At 64.1% G+C, this 20,084-nt stretch carries 18 protein-coding genes; 9 read left to right on the forward strand and 9 right to left on the reverse strand.

What is annotated here, in order from left to right; genetic code table 11:
- Positions 1-92 precede the first annotated feature (92 nt).
- From ABEL04_RS00865 to ABEL04_RS00875, 3 genes are read right to left on the reverse strand one after another with little or no spacing between them, the layout of a single operon-like run.
- Positions 93-1,577: a TolC family protein gene (locus ABEL04_RS00865; protein WP_375800481.1), complete on the reverse strand. Its 1,485-nt coding sequence runs from the start codon at positions 1,575-1,577 to the stop codon at positions 93-95.
- A gap of 55 nt (positions 1,578-1,632) precedes the next feature.
- Positions 1,633-2,928 carry an HlyD family secretion protein gene (locus tag ABEL04_RS00870; protein ID WP_375800482.1) on the reverse strand — a complete coding sequence of 432 codons (1,296 nt, stop codon included), beginning with the start codon at positions 2,926-2,928 and terminating at the stop codon, positions 1,633-1,635.
- Positions 2,929-2,984: 56 nt separating this feature from the next.
- Positions 2,985-5,276 carry a peptidase domain-containing ABC transporter gene (locus ABEL04_RS00875; protein WP_375800483.1) on the reverse strand — a complete coding sequence of 764 codons (2,292 nt, stop codon included), beginning with the start codon at positions 5,274-5,276 and terminating at the stop codon, positions 2,985-2,987.
- A 431-nt stretch (positions 5,277-5,707) separates the two neighbouring features.
- Here ABEL04_RS00875 and ABEL04_RS00880 point away from each other — a divergent pair, with 431 nt between their 5' ends.
- Positions 5,708-5,989: a GCN5-related N-acetyltransferase gene (locus ABEL04_RS00880; RefSeq protein WP_375800484.1), complete on the forward strand. Its 282-nt coding sequence runs from the start codon at positions 5,708-5,710 to the stop codon at positions 5,987-5,989.
- A gap of 293 nt (positions 5,990-6,282) precedes the next feature.
- Here ABEL04_RS00880 and ABEL04_RS00885 read toward each other — a convergent pair whose 3' ends face one another.
- The 3 genes from ABEL04_RS00885 to ABEL04_RS00895 all read right to left on the reverse strand — a co-directional run bounded on the left by ABEL04_RS00885 (position 6,283) and on the right by ABEL04_RS00895 (position 9,100).
- A complete protein-coding gene (locus ABEL04_RS00885) occupies positions 6,283-7,407 on the reverse strand; it encodes a molybdopterin-dependent oxidoreductase (RefSeq protein ID WP_375800485.1) in 1,125 nt (374 codons plus the stop codon).
- Between the two features lie 101 nt (positions 7,408-7,508).
- Complete coding sequence (locus ABEL04_RS00890) at positions 7,509-8,507, reverse strand: hypothetical protein (RefSeq protein ID WP_375800486.1); 999 nt, start codon at positions 8,505-8,507, stop codon at positions 7,509-7,511.
- A gap of 122 nt (positions 8,508-8,629) precedes the next feature.
- Positions 8,630-9,100 (reverse strand): hypothetical protein, encoded by a 471-nt coding sequence (locus ABEL04_RS00895; protein WP_375800487.1) that lies wholly within the window; start codon positions 9,098-9,100, stop codon positions 8,630-8,632.
- 275 nt (positions 9,101-9,375) lie between these two features.
- Between ABEL04_RS00895 and moaA the strand changes: the two genes are divergently transcribed.
- The 8 genes from moaA (at position 9,376) to ABEL04_RS00935 (ending at position 17,180) form a co-directional block, all read left to right on the forward strand.
- Complete coding sequence (moaA, locus tag ABEL04_RS00900; protein WP_375800488.1) at positions 9,376-10,413, forward strand: GTP 3',8-cyclase MoaA; 1,038 nt, start codon at positions 9,376-9,378, stop codon at positions 10,411-10,413.
- Positions 10,414-10,502: 89 nt separating this feature from the next.
- Entirely contained in the window at positions 10,503-10,787 is a 285-nt protein-coding gene (moaD, locus tag ABEL04_RS00905) for a molybdopterin converting factor subunit 1 (protein ID WP_375800489.1), read from the forward strand.
- Positions 10,788-10,820: 33 nt separating this feature from the next.
- Positions 10,821-11,306 carry a molybdenum cofactor biosynthesis protein MoaE gene (locus tag ABEL04_RS00910; protein ID WP_375800490.1) on the forward strand — a complete coding sequence of 162 codons (486 nt, stop codon included), beginning with the start codon at positions 10,821-10,823 and terminating at the stop codon, positions 11,304-11,306.
- Positions 11,307-11,342: 36 nt separating this feature from the next.
- Positions 11,343-12,581 carry a gephyrin-like molybdotransferase Glp gene (gene glp / locus ABEL04_RS00915; protein WP_375800491.1) on the forward strand — a complete coding sequence of 413 codons (1,239 nt, stop codon included), beginning with the start codon at positions 11,343-11,345 and terminating at the stop codon, positions 12,579-12,581.
- A 36-nt stretch (positions 12,582-12,617) separates the two neighbouring features.
- The gene (locus ABEL04_RS00920) at positions 12,618-13,766 is read left to right on the forward strand and encodes a molybdenum cofactor synthesis domain-containing protein (RefSeq protein ID WP_375800492.1); all 1,149 of its coding nucleotides are present in this window, start codon (positions 12,618-12,620) and stop codon (positions 13,764-13,766) included.
- Positions 13,767-13,880: 114 nt separating this feature from the next.
- Complete coding sequence (locus tag ABEL04_RS00925; protein ID WP_375800493.1) at positions 13,881-14,801, forward strand: SAM-dependent methyltransferase; 921 nt, start codon at positions 13,881-13,883, stop codon at positions 14,799-14,801.
- Positions 14,802-15,227: 426 nt separating this feature from the next.
- Positions 15,228-16,316, forward strand: a complete 1,089-nt coding sequence (recA, locus tag ABEL04_RS00930) for a recombinase RecA (RefSeq protein WP_375800539.1) — start codon at positions 15,228-15,230, stop codon at positions 16,314-16,316.
- Between the two features lie 75 nt (positions 16,317-16,391).
- On the forward strand, positions 16,392-17,180 hold the full coding sequence (locus ABEL04_RS00935) for a phosphatase PAP2 family protein (RefSeq protein WP_375800494.1): 789 nt from the start codon (positions 16,392-16,394) through the stop codon (positions 17,178-17,180).
- Between the two features lie 6 nt (positions 17,181-17,186).
- Here the strand turns inward: ABEL04_RS00935 and ABEL04_RS00940 are convergent, their stop codons facing one another.
- The 3 genes from ABEL04_RS00940 to ABEL04_RS00950 form a co-directional block, all read right to left on the reverse strand.
- Positions 17,187-17,714: a gamma-glutamylcyclotransferase family protein gene (locus tag ABEL04_RS00940; protein ID WP_375800495.1), complete on the reverse strand. Its 528-nt coding sequence runs from the start codon at positions 17,712-17,714 to the stop codon at positions 17,187-17,189.
- 24 nt (positions 17,715-17,738) lie between these two features.
- Positions 17,739-19,256, reverse strand: a complete 1,518-nt coding sequence (locus tag ABEL04_RS00945; protein WP_375800496.1) for an adenosine deaminase — start codon at positions 19,254-19,256, stop codon at positions 17,739-17,741.
- A gap of 179 nt (positions 19,257-19,435) precedes the next feature.
- Positions 19,436-19,813, reverse strand: a complete 378-nt coding sequence (locus ABEL04_RS00950) for a hypothetical protein (protein WP_375800497.1) — start codon at positions 19,811-19,813, stop codon at positions 19,436-19,438.
- Between the last annotated feature and the right edge of the window lie 271 nt (positions 19,814-20,084).

Below are 20,084 nucleotides of genomic sequence, written 5' to 3' on the forward strand. Positions count from 1 at the left end.
GATGGTGCAGACGCGAATCGTCCTTCGCGATCGCTCGGCTCCTCGAACCGGCCACTGGGCCAGCACTCTCGATAGCAGTAAGAAGCCGCGTGTCAGGGGGCCCCTGCGCCATACGCCTCACCGATCATGCCGGTCGCCCACCGGTAGGTGGCCCGGGCCCGAAGCACCTCGACCCGAGCCTCGACGCGTCGCTTCCGAGCCTTTGCAAGGGACTGCTCGCGCTTGTTGAGCCGGAAGAGCGTGCCCTGCCCTTCTTCGAAGCGGCGCTGCTCGGCCTGCTGAAGCCGGCGAGCGAACTTCACGCTGCGCCGCGCCGACTGCAGTCGACGTTGAGCCTGGCGCACGGCCACAGCAGCCTTCTTGACGTCGGCCTCCACCTTCTGTTCAGTACGATCTCGCTTAAGGCCGAGCCTGCGCGTTTTGATTTGGGCCTTCTCCGCGCCGCTCCGTTCGCTTCGAAATAGCAGTGGTTGATCAATTTTGAATCCGACCTTTATGTCCGACAGGTTAAAAGGACCCTCCTCATAGGAGATGGCCTGTGCCTCCAACTTGAGGTCGGGCCAGCGGCGCCCACGGGCGAGGTTCTGTTCGATGCGAGCCTGGCGCTGCTTTGCTGCAAGAACTTGAAGCACGGGCCGGCGCGCAAGAGCCGTGTCGACGGCTGCCTCAGTGCGGAGCGTCCCCGAAGCGAAGTCGGAGGGCATCGGCGGGGGGGCGTACCGAAACGACCCCCCGGCACGCTCTCCCAGAAATGTAGTCAGGGCAATGCGCTTCTGTTGAGCGGCGCTGCGGGCATCGGCGACTGCGCCGCGTCGACCAGCCGTAATCCGGGCCGCCTCGGTGCTGTCGATAGCAGGCGCTTCCCCGGCACGGGCCCGGCGGGTCACCAGTGCCTGACGTCGTCGGGCGAGCTGAAGCTGGTCGCGTGTAATCTCTAGCTTCCGGCGTGCGCCTACCCAGTCCCAAAACGCGTAGGTTGCGTCTCGAAGCAGTGTGTTCCGCTTCTTGGCCTGTCGGGCGCGGGCGCGGCGCGGCGCGAGACGAGCCTTCCTGAGTGCGGCGCGGCGCTTGCCAGCAAACAGGCCCTGGAGGGGCGAGACCGACACGCCGATGCGCGTCTCACCAACCGCGGAGGTTTTCACCGACGGATCGATGCTGGACCCGCGGCCACGCCGGTAGTCGACCTTCAGGGTCGGGCTCAGGGGGAGGTTGAGCGGTTGGCGCAGGCCGCTGCGCAGCACGTTGAGCTTGGCCTTGCTGGACTGGGTCTTGTACTCGTAGCCCGAAACGAACCGAGGACTGAAACCTCCACGAGCGTCAAGTAACTGAGCGGCCGCCCGGTCGTCGGCCAGGCGGAATGACTGGGCTTGGGGGCTGGTGCGCAGCACCCTCTTCAGGAACATGTCAAGGGAGACCGTCGGACAGTCATCGGCGGGCAGACACTGGACCGCAGTGTCGGAGGTATTCGGCTGCGGGACCGGCGGTTGCTGCGCCACGGCGGGTCCCCCGACTAGGACTAGGGTGGCAAGCAGAGCGGCGGGGGCGATCGGGACTACTGGGGGCGAGCTGAAGGTCATTAGATGCTGGCGGTGAGCGGGTAGAAACGGCTCCGGTCTCCCAGGGCCAGAAATGCTACTTCGACGATATGTTCTTCCCCTGCTGCACCGACACCTGAGGCGGCAGGCCATTCATGCGGCGCCAGATCTCATATCCCAAGGGAACGTTCGAGAGCAGCACGTTTCCCTGTACCGACGCTCCCTGCCGCAAGTAGTTTTCGCCGGGCCACGGCGGACGGTTTCCCGACGTGTCGGGGACTACGAGGAGCCGGAAGCGCCCCGACCCATCGTCGACCGGATTCACGAAGCGGACCGTCCCAGAGAAGGTGCCGACCGAGGCATTCGGGAACCCGGAGAACTGAAGGGCCGGAAAGCCGGAGAACTGCAACTGCACGCGCTCACCGGGCTGCACGAGGGACGCTCCGATGCTGCTCACGAAGAGTTCGGCGGCGCGGTCATCGCTCTCCGGAACGATGAGGGCCAGCTTGTCCCCCGACTTCACGGTCTGTCCCGGCCCGACTTGGTTGATCCGAGCGATGGTGCCGGCGATCGGGGCCTGCACGATGGAGGCAGCCTGCCGCTCCTGGGCGTTTTCGAGCTTGAGATTCAGCCTGGCTTGTTTCGCCTCCAACGTGCTTTCTTTTTGCTGCACGTTGAGACGAGCCGAGGCGACTGCCTGCTGAGCAGCGTCTAGGCTCGCGGCGGCGGCGACCGAGTCGGTACGTGCCTTCTGCAGCTTGAGCTGAGCGGTTTCGAGGGACCGAACCGACTTGACGCCATCCTGCTGGAGGGCTTTCACGCGGCTGTACCGCTTTCGGGCTGTCGTCAGGCCCGTGGACGCGTTCCGTACCTTGGCACGGGCGGCCCGGCGCTTCTGCCGGGCTTGTGAGAGGGACTGGCGGGCCTGCTTCACCTCCAGTCGAAGACTACGGAGCTCACTGGCTCGGCTCTCCGCAATGCGGTCACTGAACTGGTTGTCTAGATACTGGCTGCTCATGTCTTCGAGCACCGCGATTGTGTCGCCCGGGGCCACCACGTCCCCCTCGGTGACCCGCCAGTTCTTGACGCGGGCCGAAATTTGAGCCTCCACGGCACGGGGACGCGCGTCCGGCGCGAGCGCTGTGACCTGCCCGGTTCCGGACACGGTCTGTCGCCAGGGCACGAGCGCAAGCGCGATGCCGAGCACCACCAGCACGCCGATGCTTCCAAAAAGAACACCTCGCAGCACGGAGGGGGTTTGGGCCGCCTGCAGCGCGTTGGTGCGCAGCGGCTGCGCCCTGGTGGCCTGGGGCACGGCTGGGGACTGTCCCCAGCCCAGCGGCCTGGAGGACGTAGAGTCAGAATCGTCGGGGCTTGGAAGCGAAGAGGACATGGGGCGTCGCGGGTATCAAGCGTGTCGGCGTGGGAGAGGAGAAGGGGAGAAGGCCACTAGGACACCACAGGGTCGCGACGGAGCGACGCTACAAGCTTGGGAAAGTGCTGCTCCAGAAACTCTCCCGGTTCGCGCCGCAGTCGGTCGGGCACGCCGGTCCACACAACCTTGCCCCCATCAAGGACGACAATGCGGTCGGCGTGACGCACAGCCGTGGGGTTGTCGTCGACGACTGAGATCAGCGTCCAGACGTCGTGCCCGTAGATGCGGTCGGCTAGTTGCTGTTTCATTGACTCCTCCACCCCATTGAACGCTTCGTCGAGGATGAGCAGGCGCGGATCCCCAATCACCGCCCGCGCAATCATGATGCGCCGCACGAGCCCCTCCGGAAACTCCAGCCCGGCGGAGTTGACGGGCGTCTTGAGGCCATCGGGGAGCTCCAGAACCTCTTCGTCGAGACCGGCGAGGTGAAGGGCCCGACTCAGGTCGTCGTAGTCGAAGGACCGTCCCATGGTAATGTTTTCCTCCACGGTCCCCTTGAAGAGCTCGTCGTTCGGCATGGCCAGGCCCACGGACTTGCGGTAGGCCTGCGGGTCGAAGCGTGAGATGTCGTGCCCGTCGAACGCGATCCGCCCCCGATCCAGGGCACGCAGTCGCATCAGTGCACGGGTGAGTGTCGTTTTCCCGGCTCCGCTTTCCCCCAGGACACACAGGTGACTGCCAGCCTCTACGTCGAACGACACCTCGTCGAGCGCCGGATGCCCGTCGCCGTAGCTAATGGTTACGTCCTGCAGCCGGAGCGTAGCGGGTCCCGATCCCGACGGGACGTCCTCGCCGCCCAGCGACTCTAGCGGCTTCTCGGTCACGTGCAGGATCTTGCTGATCGCTGTCAGAAGGTCGTAGCCGGACACGAACAGCTCCACAAGATCGAAGCCGTACCGCGTGAGGTAAGCGATCACGAGCTCCGCCGCGACGAACTGGCCAAGCGTGATGCTGCCGCTGGTCACGAGGTACCCCCCAACGCCGAGGGCCAGTCCCACGATGAGGGCCCGAAAGACCGCTGCCGCCGCCAGCTGCCGCCCAAAGATGCGGAAGTGGTTCCCCCGAGTCCGCACGTACTCGGATGCCAGCCGGTCGGTGCGGGCGTGTACGTACGACATAGCTCCATTGAGCTTGAAGCTCTGCTGGCACCGGGCGAGGTCTTCGAGCCAGTGTGCCATCGCGTACTTCGTGCTGGACTGTTCGATGCTTGTCTGAAGCCCATTCCGACCCAGGCCCCAGATAAGCACGGGCACAAACAGGACCGCCAACAGGCCTACAGCGAGGAAGAGCGAGCTGTAGAAGGTAAGCAGCACGAGGCTCGCCAGGGCGATCAAGGCGTACTCCATCCCGTTGAGGAGTAGCTTCGAGAGGCTTTTCTGCATCGAAACCACGTCAAAGAACCGGTTTATCAAGGCGGGGCCGTACTCCCCCTCCAGCGCCGAGCGCCGCATCGCCGGCAGGCGATAGGCCATCTCCAAGGCCGTAGACGCAAAAAGGCGCCGCTGCAACATGTCGACCGTGTAGTACTGCAGCACGTTGAACCCGCCGTAGAGCAGCAGGCCCGCACTCACAGCCGCACTGAGCACGATGATCTGGTTGGTGAAGGTGCCCAGTGAGACGGAGTCGATGATCCCTTGTGAGGCAATCGGGATAGTCAGCGAGAAGAGCCCCACTACGGACGCGTATACCGCCACGGTAATAAGGTCGCTCGACTCGTCGCTCAGAAGCCGCAGGAGACTGCTGAACGTCTCCTGGATGTTTTCTTGGTGGTCGTGGGGATCGTAGTGGGCTGAGGTGTCCCCGCGCAGGTCTGGATCCTGCGTGTCGTCGTGTAGGAAGCTTCGGGCCTCCCCATCGACGTGGAAGAGCTGGAGCGGAGCCTCGGCATCAGCGAGATCGCCCACTTCGATCTGTCGGATCGCTTCCGCCTCCACGTCGTAGATCGTAATCTCGTTTTCCCCGGGCCGCACACCTTCGAGCAGTCCCAGCGTCGGGCCAGGAAGCAGCAGAAGATCCCCCGCCATAGCCTGCTGCGGAAGGCCATGAGGATCAACAGAGGTGGCGGTGGCCACCAGTCCGTGTGCACGACCGAAGTCGGCCAGCGTGCTGAAGAGGGTTTCGGGGGCGAGGGTTTTATCCTGCAGAAATGCCCGCAGACGCTCCGGGGGGACCCCATACCCCGCGCGACGCCGGAGCGCCCCGAAAGCCGCTACCGCTTGTTCGCGGAGGGCCGATTCGGGCGAGCCGTCCCGAGCCGCCCGGTCGACAGAGGTGGTCCGAGGGACATGGTGATCAGATGTCGGCATGACTGAGGGACAAGTGATACGGATTTACCCCAGCCTACCGTAACCTGACGGGTGCGGATCCGGAGGACCGCCGGGACTTCAAGCTTATAACTTCACAGTAACCTTGCTAGACGGGCTGAAGGCCCAGAGGCGTCTGCGCTCTGCTCCTCTCGCTCCGGGCCGCAAGAGGAGGGAGACAGCTGCCATCCGGCGGAGCATCGAGGCGACTCAATCCGTGGCTGGTGGGAGTGGCGCGGGAGCGTGACTACCACGACCAAGGCGATGCTGGCCCAACGCCGGCGCATCTTGCGCCTCCCCGCCGTGGAGCGGACGGACAACGTTTCGTCAACAATCCCGTTCTTGGCCGAAGGAGCATTGATTCGAGGTCGCAAAAATCAGGGCGGGACACGGTCCTGAAATCACGAGATGACCACGTCGGTTCTGTATACCAAATGACTCGACAAGAGCTGAACGACGAGATCGAACACCTGGCGAAAGAGGTGTTGCCGGAGCGGGCGCAACAAGAGAATTACCCCGTGCATTTCGACCACTGTTTCCTTCGCATCGCCTACGACGCCACCGTTGGCGGAAAGTGGGATGAAAGCATCGACCGCCCGTTCAAGGACAACGCCTCGACCGATCAATTAGAAACGGCAAAGCAGCGTCTCGAACAGATGGTGGAAGACCCTGATCTCTGCCATAGGCTCAACGAGAAGAGCCTGGAATACCGGTAAGTGCTGCGTGCGCCGCACGACTGAACGCAGGGTAGGCAGGGGTGGGTTGGGGGAGCCTTTCGGTAGCACACATGCGCCTGTCCAGCCTGCTGGGGCCCAGCCTCCCACGTCCCCGAAAGAAAGGGGCCTGCGGAGAAGTAACCCCAGAATCATGCGGGTAGGGAAGGGAGGGGGCGGCTCGCGTTCTCGCCAGACTAGAGACTCGAGAGAAGAATCGCCGTTAGGCCGTACTCTACAGGGGCGCGAGCAGTCCCGCCGTGGCAGTCGTCCGTGGGGAGGGAAGCCGAGGCGCGCTAGGTCACCGTCACCTCCACTTCCGCGATCGCGTTGGATCCGTCGTTCGGATCGGGGTCTGTGGGCGGCTGCTGGTTCCCGGCGCGGTCGGTGGTGCGCACGCGAATGGTGCGCTGTCCCTGGCTGAGCGTGACGGTGGTCGACCACAGCGCCCACACGCCGGCAAAGGGGTACTCGAAGGACGACCGATCCTGCCACTGCCGGGTGCCTTGGACATCAGGATTGGCTTCGGCCACCGACTCGCGGCTCTGGATCGAGGCCGGGCGGAACGGGCCGTCGTCCACGGCAACGTCCACGCGGTCCACTCCGGCGTACCCGCTTAGGGCATACCCCTCCACCCGCACGTCACCGGCGGGAACCTCGTTTCCCGGAAGGGGATCGGACACGCGACTGGTCGCCCGCACGTCGGCGTCGTCCACAAACCCGAGCCGGTTCTGGTATTGCCCGAAGACGCTGTCGTTGTCGGTCGCCTCGATCCGGGCGAGCCACTTCACGTTTTTGTAGCCGTAGAGGCGAGGGGCTACCACGCGGACCGGGAACCCATGGTCGCGGGGGAGGACTTGGCCGTTCATCCGGTACGCCAGAATGGGGCCGGTCTTCACGTCCGGCCCGTAGACCCGGCCAATCGGCAGATTGTTGTTGTAGCCATCCTCCGCGTAGAGGCGCAGGCGGTTGGTCTTCTCCCGGTCGATGCCAGCTCGCTGGAGCACGGCCCGCAGCGGCACGCCCGTCCACACCGCCGTGCCGGCGTACAGCAAGTTCTCCGGTAGCACGGTCGGGGTCGGATCCGACACGCACCGCATGGTCTTCAGCAGGGACACCTCCGGCAGGTCCTCCGCCTCCGTCAGGTCGGAGTAGCTCAGCGTCAGGGACCGGTCCACCAGCCCTTCCACCTCCAGGGTCCAGTCGGAGCGGCTCAGGTCGGGCACCCCGGGCCACCCGTCCACAGCTTCCCGTCCTCCATTTATGACGTAAAAGTCGGGAACTGGTGTCTTGAACGGAAGCGACTGGCCCTGCTGAAGGGTCATAACCTCGTTGCGCTCGCAGGCCGCCAAGGGGGCCAGCGTGAGTCCGACCAGGGCGCCGCCAGCGTGCCGAAGAAAAGTGCGGCGGGTCTCACTCATGGGAGGATGGGTCTCTTGTGATAGCGAAGGAGACGCCGTGCTGCCGGTGCAGGGGGCTGCGTTGACGACACCAACCTGCGAGGCTGATTCCATGGAGGACACTAGAGAGCCGTGCTGTACTCCACACCTACGAACAGATCGCGCGAACGGATCGTGTTCCGGCCGACCGGCGTCCAGTAGGCCTGCACGCCGATTCCCAGCGTCGAGAGGACGCCTGCGCCCAGCAGTCTGGACGGATACACGGTGAGGCCCCCTCCCACCTTGACTGAACGCCGGCGTTTGGGGACCGGGTTCGACGCGAGGAAGGAGGTCTGCGGGCTTCGGACCGACCAGGTGGCTCTGGTGAGCCCCTGCACGAGCATCCCCCCTCCGAAGGGGGTGGCGCCTATCTCGGCTGACGCCAGCCACTCATCGCCCAGGTCTTCCGTTTGGTCGGCCAGGCAGTCGATGTCGGACCCCGGTTGGCAGGGCTTGGCCCGGGAGAGCCCGTACCAGCCCGATCGGTACCGAAAGCCAGCGCCCACCTGGACATAAAGCGGAAGCGCGCTCAGGCTGCGCCCGTAGTCTACCGTCAGGGAGAGATTGACCTGTCCAGGACCCGCGCTGGGCCGGTAGTTGCGCGTGTATCCGGTCGGGAGCGTTGCGGTGCCGTTCAGCGCCAGCTGGTCCGGAGGGCCAAGCACGCCAAGGAGCGCGTCGAGGTCGTACCGCCCTCCCAGCTTCACAGACCCAAGAGCCTGGGTTTCGTAGCGAAACGTTGGGCTCCGAATCGTGAGACGCTTGATGGGGACGTTGAGGACGAGCGTCACGTCGTCGGTCACGCCCAGCTCGGTGTACAGGTAGAGGCTCCGGTCCTGAAATGGGGTGGCCGCCTGACTCTCATTGTAGTCTACCTGCCGGCCGTCGAAGGTGTAGCGGTCGCTCGCCGTGATGCTACTGTAGCTGAACTTCGTATACGTCTGTCCTGCCCCCTGCGTCCAGGCCTGGGCGGATGCGGACGTGGGCACCAGCGCACTCAATGGGAGGATGGCCAGGAGCACGGCTCCGATCAGCGCCGCCATGTCCGGCATCGCGGCCGCCCTGATCGCCGGACGGAACAAGGTGGCGGAGGGGATCGGACAGGTTGTACCTGAAGGTTGAGGACCAGATGCGTGCATACCGAAGTCCTCATTTATCGGGTGAGTCTCGCAGAGCCGCAGTCCCCAAACCGGCCATTGAGCGCTTAATTCGCGATGTTCATCTTCCCACCCATGTATTGGTGAATGCCGCACTGGTAGAAGAGGGAATCAGGCGCGGAACTCGGGACCGTGAAGAAAACTGAGATGCCCTGCGTGTTATTCCCGTCCGGCATTTCCACCCCGTCGGTGTACCGCCCGGTACCCTTCCCCTCCGCGTTCGTACCCACGTAAAACGGGTGGTTGGAGCTGTAGTCGAGCACGAACTCGTAAGTCTCGCCCCGCTGAAGAGTGATCACCTTTCCAACCTCGCCGTCGATGGCATACGCGACCCCGATGTTGTTCTGGTCGGCGTAGGGATAGTTGCTCGTGATGCTCTGCACCGTGACAGTGAACGTCTTGGTGACGTTACGGTTGGGAGAGCTGCCGCCGGAGTCGCAGCCACCGATCACCAGGGCAAGGCTGAGGAGGACAGCAACGGTAAATGTTCTAGCTGTATCTGTAAACAAACGGTCCATAGAAGCGAGTATCTAGTTTCGATTACGACTGCCGAAAGTACAGAGGCTTCGGTGGATAGGTTGTCAGGAAAAAGTCCTCACCAGCGGCATTGCAGGAACGTTACGGCTCCGGCTTTCGGCCTGCCAACTGCGAATCTGATGCGCAGTTACAGGACTTGTTGTGCGGTGAGTCAAACCTCTCTGCGTGAATCCTCTGACGAACCATCCACGTGCCCAAATCCCAGGCGTGAACTGCGAAACTTCCTCACGCTGACCTCAAGTATCCTGAAGGCGTCATGTCTCCCCCGCCGCAGGCCTCTTCCAAGGCTGATCCAGTGACCTCCGATGTGCTGACCGACACGTTTGGACGCCATCACACGTATCTGCGGGTCTCCATCGTTGAGCGGTGTCAGCTCCGGTGTCGATACTGTATGCCGGAGGATGGCGTCGACCTCACGCCCGATTCCCGGATCCTGTCCGATGACGAGGTGGTGCGCCTGGCTCGCCTCTTCGTCCGTCACGGCGTGTCGAAGATCCGCCTGACAGGGGGCGAGCCGCTCCTGCGGCCGGACGCGGAGCAGCTTGCCGCCCGACTGGGCCAGATTGACGGTGTCGACACGCTTGCCCTTACCACCAATGGCTTTCTCCTCCCGAAGAAGATCGACGCCCTAGCCGAGGCGGAGCTGCAACAGATCAACATCAGCCTCGATACGCTCCGGCCCGATCGCTTTAAAGAATTGACACGCCGGGAAGGCCACCAACTCGTTCTGGACGCGATCGATGCGGCGCTGGCGGCGGGCCTCCAGACCAAGGTGAACTGCGTGGTGATGGAGGGGGAAAATGAGGACGAACTGGCCGACTTTGCTCGCTTGGCCGCGGAGCGTCCCCTGGCGGTGCGCTTCATTGAACTGATGCCGTTTCAGGGCAATTCCTTTTCGGAGGAGCGCTTCATGTCGTGGGAGCGGATGCAGGCACGACTCGAGGACGAGCTCGGGACCGAACTCCAGCCTCTCGACAACAGCCCCCACTCCACGTCCCGCACCTTCCAGCAGCCGGGCCACGAAGGCACGATCGGGTTCATAGCGTCCATGACTGCACCCTTCTGTGCGGGCTGTACCCGGCTTCGCCTCACGGCCGACGGGCACTTGAAGGTTTGCCTCTTCGGGAAGGGAGAAACGAGCCTCCGCCGTCCGCTTCGGGAGGGGGCTACGGACGCGGAACTGGCCGAGATAATCAGCCAGGCCGTCGACGGGAAAGAGGCCCGCCACGCCGGCATGGACATGGAGGCGAAACAGGCTGACCAAAACCGCCCTATGATCACCATCGGCGGATAGCCCAGCCCGGAGCTGCCTTTCGTCGGGCACGCGGTCCGGCCGCTCCGTCTTCCTGCTTTCCAGAGTACACTGTTTGGTCCCATCCCACCGTGGACGCCGCGAGTCCCTCGTCCATTTCGCCGAAGACCATCCGCGTGACCGTTCTTTTCTTCAGCGTTCTTCGGGAGAAAACCGGCACCGGCGAGATCACGCTCTCGCTCCCCGCCTCTACCACGGGCGAGGAGTTGCTGGATCGCCTGGAGCGGCGCTATCCGCCCGTCGCCGAGCACCGGGGGGACGCCCGGCTGGCCGTCAACCAATCTTTTGCGGACCCATCAACCACGCTCTCCGACGGAGACGAAGTGGCCCTCATCACCCCCGTCAGTGGTGGCTGATCGCCTCCTCTTCCAGTGCAATCCCTTCGCCCCATGGACGCACAGGAGATCCACACTGATCAAATCTGGGCGCGGCTCCAGCATTCCCCACTCGATCTTGAGGCCGCGGATGCATTTTTGCGTGGCCCGAGCACTGGGGGTGTGAGCTTATTTGCCGGCACCACGCGCCGGTGGACCGAGGGGCGGGAAACGGTTCGCCTGGAGTTCGAGGCCTACCAGCCCATGGCCCTGACGCAGATGGAGCGTCTCATGACGGAGGCCCGTCGGGAGTGGCCGGATCTGCGCCGGGCCTGTGTCGTGCACCGGCTTGGGACGGTCCCGCCAACCGAGGCGAGCGTCCTGTGTGGCGCGGCGGCTCCCCACCGCGCCGCCGCCTTCGGGGCCTGCCGGTTTCTGATCGACCGCCTAAAGATGGATGTGCCGATCTGGAAGCGGGAGGTTTACGCCGACGGAGAGGCCGAGTGGAAATCTGGAGCAGCGAGCGGCACACAGGCCTCGCGCACCGGCACGTCCTCGTAACTCCTCTCCACGCCGCCCCCAATAGCCAGCAGTCATATGCGGACGTACGTTTCTTTCGACGATGCGCGCCGTCTCGTGCTGGAGGACCTTCCCCGACAGCCCGCTGAGTGCGTCGGACTGAGCGATGCACAGGATCGGGTGCTCGTGCAGGACGTGCGCAGTCCCGAGGAGGTCCCGGCCTTCGACAACTCGGCAATGGACGGGTTTGCGGCACGGGCGGAGGACCTCGGCACTCCCCCCACGCATCTCCGCATTGTGGAGGAGGTGCCCGCCGGCCAGGCCCCAGAGACAGAAATTGTCTCCGGCACATGTGCGGAGATCATGACCGGGGCGCCTCTGCCGGACGGCGCCAACACGGTGGTGCCGGTGGAAGAGGCCGAGCGCATAGACGACGACCACGTCCGTCTCCAGGAGGCCCCCGCCAAGGGAACGCATGTTCGCCAGGCAGCCATGGACATCGAGGAGGACCAGCTGCTCTTCGAAGCTGGGACCCGAATCACACCGCCGGTCGTGGGCCTGCTCGCCATGCTGGGGATCGACGAGGTGCGGGTGTCGTCCCGTCCCCAGGTCGCGGTCGTTGCCACGGGAGACGAGCTGGTCGACTTTACGGAGACCCCGGGGCCGGGGAAGATTCGAGACGTGAATACCCCCACGCTGACCGCCCAGATTCGCGCGGCCGGAGCCACCCCCGGGCCGCTGCTGCACGTTGAGGACGACGAGGCGGCCCTCCGAGAGGCGGTAGGCGCGGCGCTCGACGCCGACCTGGTGCTCATGGCCGGGGGCATGTCCGCCGGCCAGTACGACCACGTCCGCCCGGTCCTCCGGGCGATGGATATGACGTGGTCGTTCTGGCGGGTTCGCCAGCGGCCCGGGCGTCCGTTTGGGTTCGGCACGCTTCGGGATACTCCCGTGGTGGGGCTTCCCGGAAACCCGACTACCGCCTCCGTGTGCTTCGAGATCCACGTCCGTCCTGCGCTGGCGACCATGGTCGGTCTGGAGCCGGCGACGCCCCCGCGCCTCCCGGCGTCCCTACAGGCGCCTGTCCAGAAGCCCGCGGGCCTGCACCACTTTGCACGAGGCGTGGCCACCACCGACGACGGTGGCCAGTTGCAAGCCCGGGTTCAGGGGCCTCAGTCCAGCGGGTTCTTCGCACCGATGGCCCGGGCGAACTGTCTGATCCACCTTCCCGAGTCGATGGAGGACCCCTCCTCCGGGACCCCTGTCGACATTGAGTGGCTTTCGTGGGCACGCCCGTCCGCTCGTTCCCTCTCCTAGTGACATCGACTCCCAGTGACATCGATGACTCCTCCCATGTCCGACTCAGCGAGTACCGACTCATTTTCTCACCTCGACGCGGAGGGCGACGCGCACATGGTCGACGTGTCGGGGAAGCCCGACACCGTCCGGACAGCCGTAGCGGAAGGACGCGTGGCGGTTCAGCCCTCGGCCTTTGCGGACCTCCGAGAGCAGGGCCTCGAGGCGTATTCACTCCCCACTGCCGCACAGGCCGCCGGTCGCGAGGGGATTCGGCGGACGAGCCATCTCGTTCCGCTCTGCCACGATATCTCCCTTGAACGCGTCGGGGTGGATGTGTCGTTGCATCCCGATCGCTCGCAGGTTCTGGTGCGGGCTGCGGCCCGAACTGTAGGCCCCACGGGCGTTGAGATGGAAGCCCTGACCGGCGCGTCGATGGCTGCACTCGCCGTGTGTGAGGCTTGCTCTCCCCAAGCGGCTCGCATCGAAGACATCTGTCTCCTGACTAAAACCGGCGGACAGAGCGGGGACTACCACCGGGCGACCTCGGACCGCCCGTCGGAGAATCCTGCCTCTCTCGGGGCGGACGCTTCCCCCGGCACCGTGTCCTCCAGCGGGACGTCTTCGCCCGAGGCAGAGGAGGCCTCTAGCCCGTCGGCCGCGGCTCCTGAGGCAAGCCACGAGCAGCACCGGGAAGCCGCCCAATCGGAAACGGTCCGGTGCGCCCTCGTCACTGTGAGCGACACTCGCACGATGGAGGACGACGAAAGCGGGCCGCTCATGCAGGAGCGCCTGGAGGCCGCCGGCCACGCGGTCGTCCGTCGGGAAGTCGTACCCGACGAGCAAAGCCGCATCGCCTCGATCCTAGACAATCTCACCCAGACTCCGGAGGTGGACGCGGTCCTTCTGAGCGGAGGAACCGGCATCAGCCACCGTGACGGCACCTACGAAGTCGTGAGTAGCTTCATAGAGCAGGAGCTTCCCGGATTCGGGGAGCTCTTCCGCATGCTTTCCTACGAAGACGTTGGGGCCGCTGCCATGCTGTCCAGAGCCACGGCCGGGGTCTGCCGCAGCCGGCTTGTCTTCGCATTGCCCGGATCAACCAACGCCGTTGAGCTAGCGATGGACAAGCTCATCGTCCCTGAGCTGCAGCACATGGTGTGGGAGGTGCGGCGGCAGGACGAAGACCTGCACCCTGAGGACTGATCCCGTTTCGCCGGACCGTCTCGACTCATCGGACCGCCTGTGGAGTGTCCGAAGGGTCGCCCGGCGTGGTTCCGAACGCATCTGCGCGCTTTAAGCCATCCGGCCCGCTTTGACATGGCAACCTCCTCCACATCGCCCACCGACGTGCTCCGCCGCTATTATGAGCGCAATACGCAGCTCTTCCTGGCGCTCAGCGGTGGACGATCGACGCGTTCTCTTCACCGTCCGGTGTGGGGGGAAGGGGTGGAGACCCGGGAGGAGGCTTTTGCGTACCCCTACCAACTTGTGCTTCGGGCCGCCCACCGGGTCGGCCCTGCCGAAACGCACCCCGCCCCGGGCGACTCGCCTAGGCGGTCGTTCCACGTCCTCGACCTGGGATGCGGCGTGGGGGGTGCAGTCGAGTACTTGCTCAACCGCTTCGAGGGTCCGATGCGCGCCACCGGCGTCACGCTCAGCGGCACGCAGGTGCGCTTAGCTCGCCAGTCACTGCGCCAGGCCGGGGTTCCGTCTTGCAGGTATACGTTTCGCGAAGCCGACTTTCACGACCTGCCCAATCTCGGTCCCGTGGATCTTGCCTTCGGAATTGAGTCCTTCGTGCTCGCTCGACAGACGCAGGCAGTGTTCGAAGAAACGGCCCGGGTCCTCCGTCCCGGCGCGCGCCTCGTTTTGATCGACGACTTCCTAGTCCCTCCGGCCCAACGTCCCGACCGGGCCCCGCCGGTGCAGTCCTGGATCGACACCTTCCAGAACGGATGGCATGCTCGGGGGCTCTGCTCAGTCCGGGAGGCACGGGCGGAGGCCAAAGCGTGCGGATTTCGGCTCACGAAGCAGGTGGACCTGACCTCTGCACTTGCTCTGCGGCGGCCCCGCGACCAGTTGATTGAGTGGCTTGTTGTTCCGCTCCGGCCCCTGCTCTGGAAGTGGGATTACTTTCGGGGCCTGATCGGCGGGCACGCGCTTCAGCAGTGCCTTGCGGCCGGGGCGATTACGTACCGCCTCCTCGTGTTCGAGTGGGACCCGGGATCCGAGGCATGAACCCGAGAACTGTCCACCCTGCCGCTCACCATCGCCGAAGTGCTTGCCCACAGTGTGTTTAAGTGACCAAAACCGCATCTCCCGTGGAAAGGGTAGTATAGGACGAATCGTACAGTCATAAAACGCTGCGAGAGAGAAATTTACAGAAAAACAATTCAGGTAAATTCTCGTCAAGGCCGAGTTGCCTTGTGTGGATCTGTACCGAGATTGAAACTTTGTGCCGGCAGCTCATATGTTCAAAGCATGTGCAGTTCGTTCGGGCGGAGGACCACTATGCAGTGACTCTCGTTGGCAGAATAGTCGTTATTCCGGTCGTCCGCAAAACGGGAAGTCGCACGTTAGAATTACGGTTTTCACGTGTCTATGGGCTCCACGGCCGATTGGCACTTCCCTGAATCGGACGGCCAAGCTAACATTTTTTCCTCGATTAGTCGCGCCAGCCACGATATGTCAGACGAAAACGGAGAAGCAAAGGAGAAAGCCCTGGATCTTGCGGTCGAACAGATCGAGCGAGAGCATGGGGAAGGTTCGATCATGCGCCTCAGCGACGACCCCAATCGAGACGTAGAGGCCATCCCGACCGGGTCGCTCGCTCTCGACGAGGCGCTGGGCGTGGGAGGCGTTCCGCGTGGTCGCATTACAGAAATCTTTGGCCCCGAGTCGTCGGGCAAGACGACGCTCGCGACCCACGTCGTGGCGGAGGCGCAGAAGCTTGGAGGAACCTGCGCCTTTATCGACGCCGAGCATGCGTTTGACCCGAACTACGCCGAGCAGCTTGGGGTCGACATCGACGAGCTCCTAATCTCTCAGCCAGACACAGGCGAGCAGGCCCTGAATATCACGGACACGTTGGTGCGCAGTGGGGCCCTCGATGTCATCGTAATCGACTCTGTCTCGGCCCTCGTGCCGCAGGCCGAGCTCGAAGGCGACATGGGCGACACGCACGTGGGCCTGCAGGCCCGCCTTATGAGCCAGGCTCTCCGTAAGCTGGCGGGCACGATCAACCGCACCAAGACGGCCCTCATCTTCATCAACCAGATCCGGATGAAGATCGGGGTTATGTTCGGCAACCCGGAGACGACCTCGGGGGGGCGGGCGCTCAAGTTCTACTCGTCGGTCCGCATGGACATTCGCCGCATCGGGGCGGTGAAGGACAGCCAGGATGTCATTGGCAACCGTACCCGCGTGAAGGTGAAGAAGAACAAGGTCGCACCCCCCTTCCAGGAAGCCGAGTTCGACCTCATCTACGGGGAGGGAATCTCGTCCCTCGGTGAAATTATCGACCTAGGGACCGAGCACGACATTCTTCAGAAGCGAGGGTCCTGGTACTCGTACCAGGATGAGACCATCGCGCAGGGGCGAGAAAACACGAAGGAGTGGCTGGAGGAGCACCCTGAGGAGCGGGAGGAAATCAAGTCGGCCTTGCGCAGAGAGCTTGGGCTCGTATCGGGAGAGGAGGACGCCGGCGATGAAGCTGACGAGGAAGAGGCCGAAGCCACGGCCGAAGAGGCCTAGCCCGCGAGGATCGCAGAGCACAGTCCGAAGCAGCCTCAGCGGAGGCGTCTGCTTTTTTTGCCGTCTAGCCGTACCGTGCTCCAGACCCGCCCTCCGTCGGAGCGGACGGAAACGTCGACCGGCCCGCTGGTCCTTCTGGTCGTTTTGCTCACCTGGGGTGGGGGGAACAACGCGGTGGCTCAGGAGGAGCACGTCCCTTCCGCCGTGGGTCGAAGCTCACGGTTCTGCGAGGCAGATCCGGCGGGCCGGAGTCTCGATGTCCGCGGTCTCGCGTCCGTCTACTGCACGGAGGCTCCCCCGATCGCCGTGCCGCTCCGGGGGGCGCACACAACCGCTCGGCCCGTCTTCTACGGGGCCGTTCCTGCGGCGTGGATTGGGGCCGTGGGGTCGGGGGACCAGCCGGTCTTTTCGGCAGCCTACCGCCTGACCATCGCGCAGGGAGTTACGTACGGGCTCACGCTCGGAATCAAGCACATGGTAGGACGCCTCCGCCCGTATGCCCGGCACTCGTTGCGGTCCCGAGCAGAGCGGTACAGGAAAGCGTCTGGTGGAAAGGAGGCACGGCTTTCGTTCCCGTCCGGACACGCGAGCATTTCTGCAGCCCTCGCGATGTCCTGGAGCCTTTCCTACCCCCGGTGGTACGTAATCGGCCCTGGGGCCCTCTGGGCCACGAGTGTGGCCCTGAGTCGAGTCTACCTCGGCGTTCACTTCCCCAGCGACATTCTGGCCGGTACGGTCCTGGGCGCGGGCGTGGCCCTACTCGTGCACCACCTCCGGGCCGTCGTCACGCCCTCGTCCCTGCGGGCAGACCCCGAGTCTCAGCGGATGTCCGCCGTTCCCGTAGGCGTGCAGATTCGGTTCTGAGGCCCATCACGTCTGCGCCCATACGTCCGCAAACCCAGCCTGTGCCAGAAGACTACGGTACTTGGCGCGGCGGTCCTCGTTGGGGTCGGGACGGGTTGAGCTCGGTCCCAGGCTCGACCGGTACTCGGAGGGAAGGCGATGCTGCCGTGCGCCGGCGCGAACGACCGCACAGTACCACGCGAACGGCGTCAGGGACTCGTCAACGTAAGAGGGTTGGGCCACGTACGCGAAGGCCTCGACGACCGAGTCGGGCCCACAGGGATGCACGCGGCAGCGTTCGTACCCGTGTCCTCGGCCTTCGGCCTCGTCAAGTGCTGGAAGATCCTCGGACGCGATGTCGAAGAGCACGCCCCACACGTGAGTGGACGCTGTGGTCGCGTCAACGATGTTGCACTTTCCAGAGCCGTCCTGCCCGCCTTTATGATAGCGAAGTTCTCGGTCGGGAAGACGGGCACGGGCCACCGGCTGGGCCGACTGCACTCGGGCGCGGAGCCGCTCTGTGAGCATGTTGGAGCCGTAGGCGAAGTAAAGCACGGAGGGCAGCCAGGATGCTTGTTGCTAAGGGTCAGAGAGCGGGGGACGGTACGAGGTCTCAAAATCGTGGAAGGCACGTTCCAGGCGCCACTCCGCCGCGGCCTTCGGGTTGGACTGCAGAAACGTCCGACACGAGGCGGAAATCTGCTCCGTCTCCTCGCCAGGCTGCGCCTCAGCACAGGGCGGGGCGTACCGGTCGTAGGCATCAGATCGCCACAGGCTTCGTCCATCCAGGAACGAGTAGTGCAGGCTGTTTCGGCTGAGGGTCTTGACGGTCGAGTAGGTCAGATCGTACGTCCGGCTTGCGCGCACGAACTCGTGGGTGAGATCGGTGCGGAGCACGCCCTCGTCGTCGGTCGCCAGGGTGACGGGAACATCAGCGGCGAGGTAGTCCGGAAGGGGATGGGAGGCCCCCGTGACATCGAGGATAACGTCATTGCTCGTCAGGCACACTTCCACACAGATGTCCTGGGTTCGCATGCGCCGGAAGAGTGCGCGCGTATCGTGCTCGTATCCCACATCCACCCCGTGCCCAATTCGCTGGGCGCCCGCAACCCGGATCGCGGTCCACACGTGATCGTGCAAGTGCTGGGGCGGAACGGAGCCCAGGGTCAGCTCTCCGGCGTGGAGTCCCACCGCGACTGAATCTTGCTGGGGGGGCGCGCCGGCAGTTTGCAGAAATCGAAGCATGCGCATGTGGAGGTCGTAGTCCCGGAGGGCGATTCGGTGGTCCTCCGGGGCGACCAGGTCCACGGCTTCAACACGAGAATCGGCACGGGCTCGCTCGACCGCGTACAGGAGCCGGGCGAACACCTGCAGGGGCGAGCCCACCCGAACTGCGTACATCCGATACCGACGCGTAACTGTGCAGGCCGTGGGCGTGGGGGAGGTGCCACAATTCAGGAGAGAATCGGCACGCTGCTCAGCCTGGGTGAGAAAGGTCCGGCCCTGTTGGACCGCGCTTCGCAGCCCGGCATCGAGCAACCGTGAACGGAGGGTGCTCCAGTCTTTCGTGTACGAGACCGTAGAGGCGATGGAGTCAGCGCGACCATGACTGTCGTTAATGATGACCTCGACGTGCTGCACGTTCTGAGAGGCAGCCCGACGCACGAGTTCGGCGAGGGCATCGCCTTTTCGGAGCGGCTGGTCGCGGTAGACGGCCCCAAACCGGTTGAAGGTCGCAAAGAACTGCTCACGTCCTGTTGTGCGGTACTTCTCCAGGTTCCGCACCGACAGGGCGTCGATCATCTTCCGGTAGAGGGAGGAGGTGCTCATCACGGAGTCCATCGGCACCACAGAGGACGCCGACCCTCTTCCCGGGGCAGTGCACTGAACAATTTTCCCGGGGTTCAGTTGCGCGCAGAGGCCTTGCTCCCGGGCCCACGCTAGGTACGACTCCGCGTATACTGCGCCGATCAGATGAGTGTGCAGGTCGGCCCCCTTCGGCATGGCCTGGAGAAAATCTCGGAGCAACGGAGGCCGGTGCCGATGGGTCCGAAACCACTGGGCCAGGTGGGCTGCCTCGGACGTGTCGTCGGCCACTGTAGCGTGAGCTAGACGCAGGGGAGAGAGGCCCGTGTGAACGGTCGTGGATGCGTCCGACGGGGGCGCAAGCCCTCCGAGGCAGAGAAGGATGAGACCCGCGAGGAAGGATGTGGACCAACGGCTCACTGGACGCAGCATGATGCCAGACGGAGGGAAGTAAACACAGATATTCTTCGTCATTGGGACCCTCCCCGTCCATTCACGCCAAGATCATCCGGATCGACACGACCAAGGTCCAGCACCAACCGCGATTCTTGGTCTCCCTCTAGAACCCGCAGTGGAGAGGTCTCCTCGTCCGGCGCCACGATGGTCGCAAGTACGTCGACCGCTACCTCTTCAAGGCCTCCGTGGAAGAACGACCGCAGGGTATTGAAGACCGACGAGGCCGGATCCCGGAAGTCAAACTGGCACTCCTCGAACTGACAGTTGTCGGCAGCTGTGGGGCCGCTCCCGTAGTAAACGATCACACAGTCCTCGAAGGTGCAATTGACGTATTTATGGTAGTCGAGGATAACCTCTTCGTCGCGAAAGCTGTCCTGTGTGGTGATGTTCATTGGTCGAAGGGGGAGGTCGGAAATGGACCGCGGATCGGAAATGAAAACTGTGATGTGCAGCCCTGTCCTGGACCGCCCAACCTCGAAATCGAGGATTCGCTTTGGGAACAGACGGGGCTGCGATCGTGACAGTAGTTGTGTCGAGGCCGAAAGACTCCAGGTGCCACAGCGGGCAGCGACCGCATGAAACCGGGCGAGCGGTACGTTCAGGTATCGGCGACGCGATGTGGAGTTGTATAAACTTTCTGTAGGGGATTTGGATGTGCGTCTT

Origin of the sequence: Salinibacter sp. (assembly GCF_042218895.1) — a bacterium.
Classification (GTDB): Bacteria; Bacteroidota; Rhodothermia; order Rhodothermales; family Salinibacteraceae; genus Salinibacter.

Excerpts from the sequence above, each read along its gene's own strand:
- ABEL04_RS00910 (WP_375800490.1), top strand. The coding sequence starts at position 10,821 with ATGGACGCACAGGAGATCCACACTGATCAAATCTGGGCGCGGCTCCAG.
- ABEL04_RS00865 (WP_375800481.1), bottom strand. The coding sequence starts at position 1,577 with ATGACCTTCAGCTCGCCCCCAGTAGTCCCGATCGCCCCCGCCGCTCTG.
- ABEL04_RS00885 (WP_375800485.1), bottom strand. The coding sequence starts at position 7,407 with ATGAGTGAGACCCGCCGCACTTTTCTTCGGCACGCTGGCGGCGCCCTG.
- ABEL04_RS00950 (WP_375800497.1), bottom strand. The coding sequence starts at position 19,813 with ATGAACATCACCACACAGGACAGCTTTCGCGACGAAGAGGTTATCCTC.
- ABEL04_RS00895 (WP_375800487.1), bottom strand. The coding sequence starts at position 9,100 with ATGGACCGTTTGTTTACAGATACAGCTAGAACATTTACCGTTGCTGTC.
- moaA (WP_375800488.1), top strand. The coding sequence starts at position 9,376 with ATGTCTCCCCCGCCGCAGGCCTCTTCCAAGGCTGATCCAGTGACCTCC.
- ABEL04_RS00875 (WP_375800483.1), bottom strand. The coding sequence starts at position 5,276 with ATGCCGACATCTGATCACCATGTCCCTCGGACCACCTCTGTCGACCGG.
- glp (WP_375800491.1), top strand. The coding sequence starts at position 11,343 with ATGCGGACGTACGTTTCTTTCGACGATGCGCGCCGTCTCGTGCTGGAG.
- ABEL04_RS00880 (WP_375800484.1), top strand. The coding sequence starts at position 5,708 with ATGACTCGACAAGAGCTGAACGACGAGATCGAACACCTGGCGAAAGAG.
- ABEL04_RS00925 (WP_375800493.1), top strand. The coding sequence starts at position 13,881 with ATGGCAACCTCCTCCACATCGCCCACCGACGTGCTCCGCCGCTATTAT.
- ABEL04_RS00920 (WP_375800492.1), top strand. The coding sequence starts at position 12,618 with ATGTCCGACTCAGCGAGTACCGACTCATTTTCTCACCTCGACGCGGAG.
- ABEL04_RS00870 (WP_375800482.1), bottom strand. The coding sequence starts at position 2,928 with ATGTCCTCTTCGCTTCCAAGCCCCGACGATTCTGACTCTACGTCCTCC.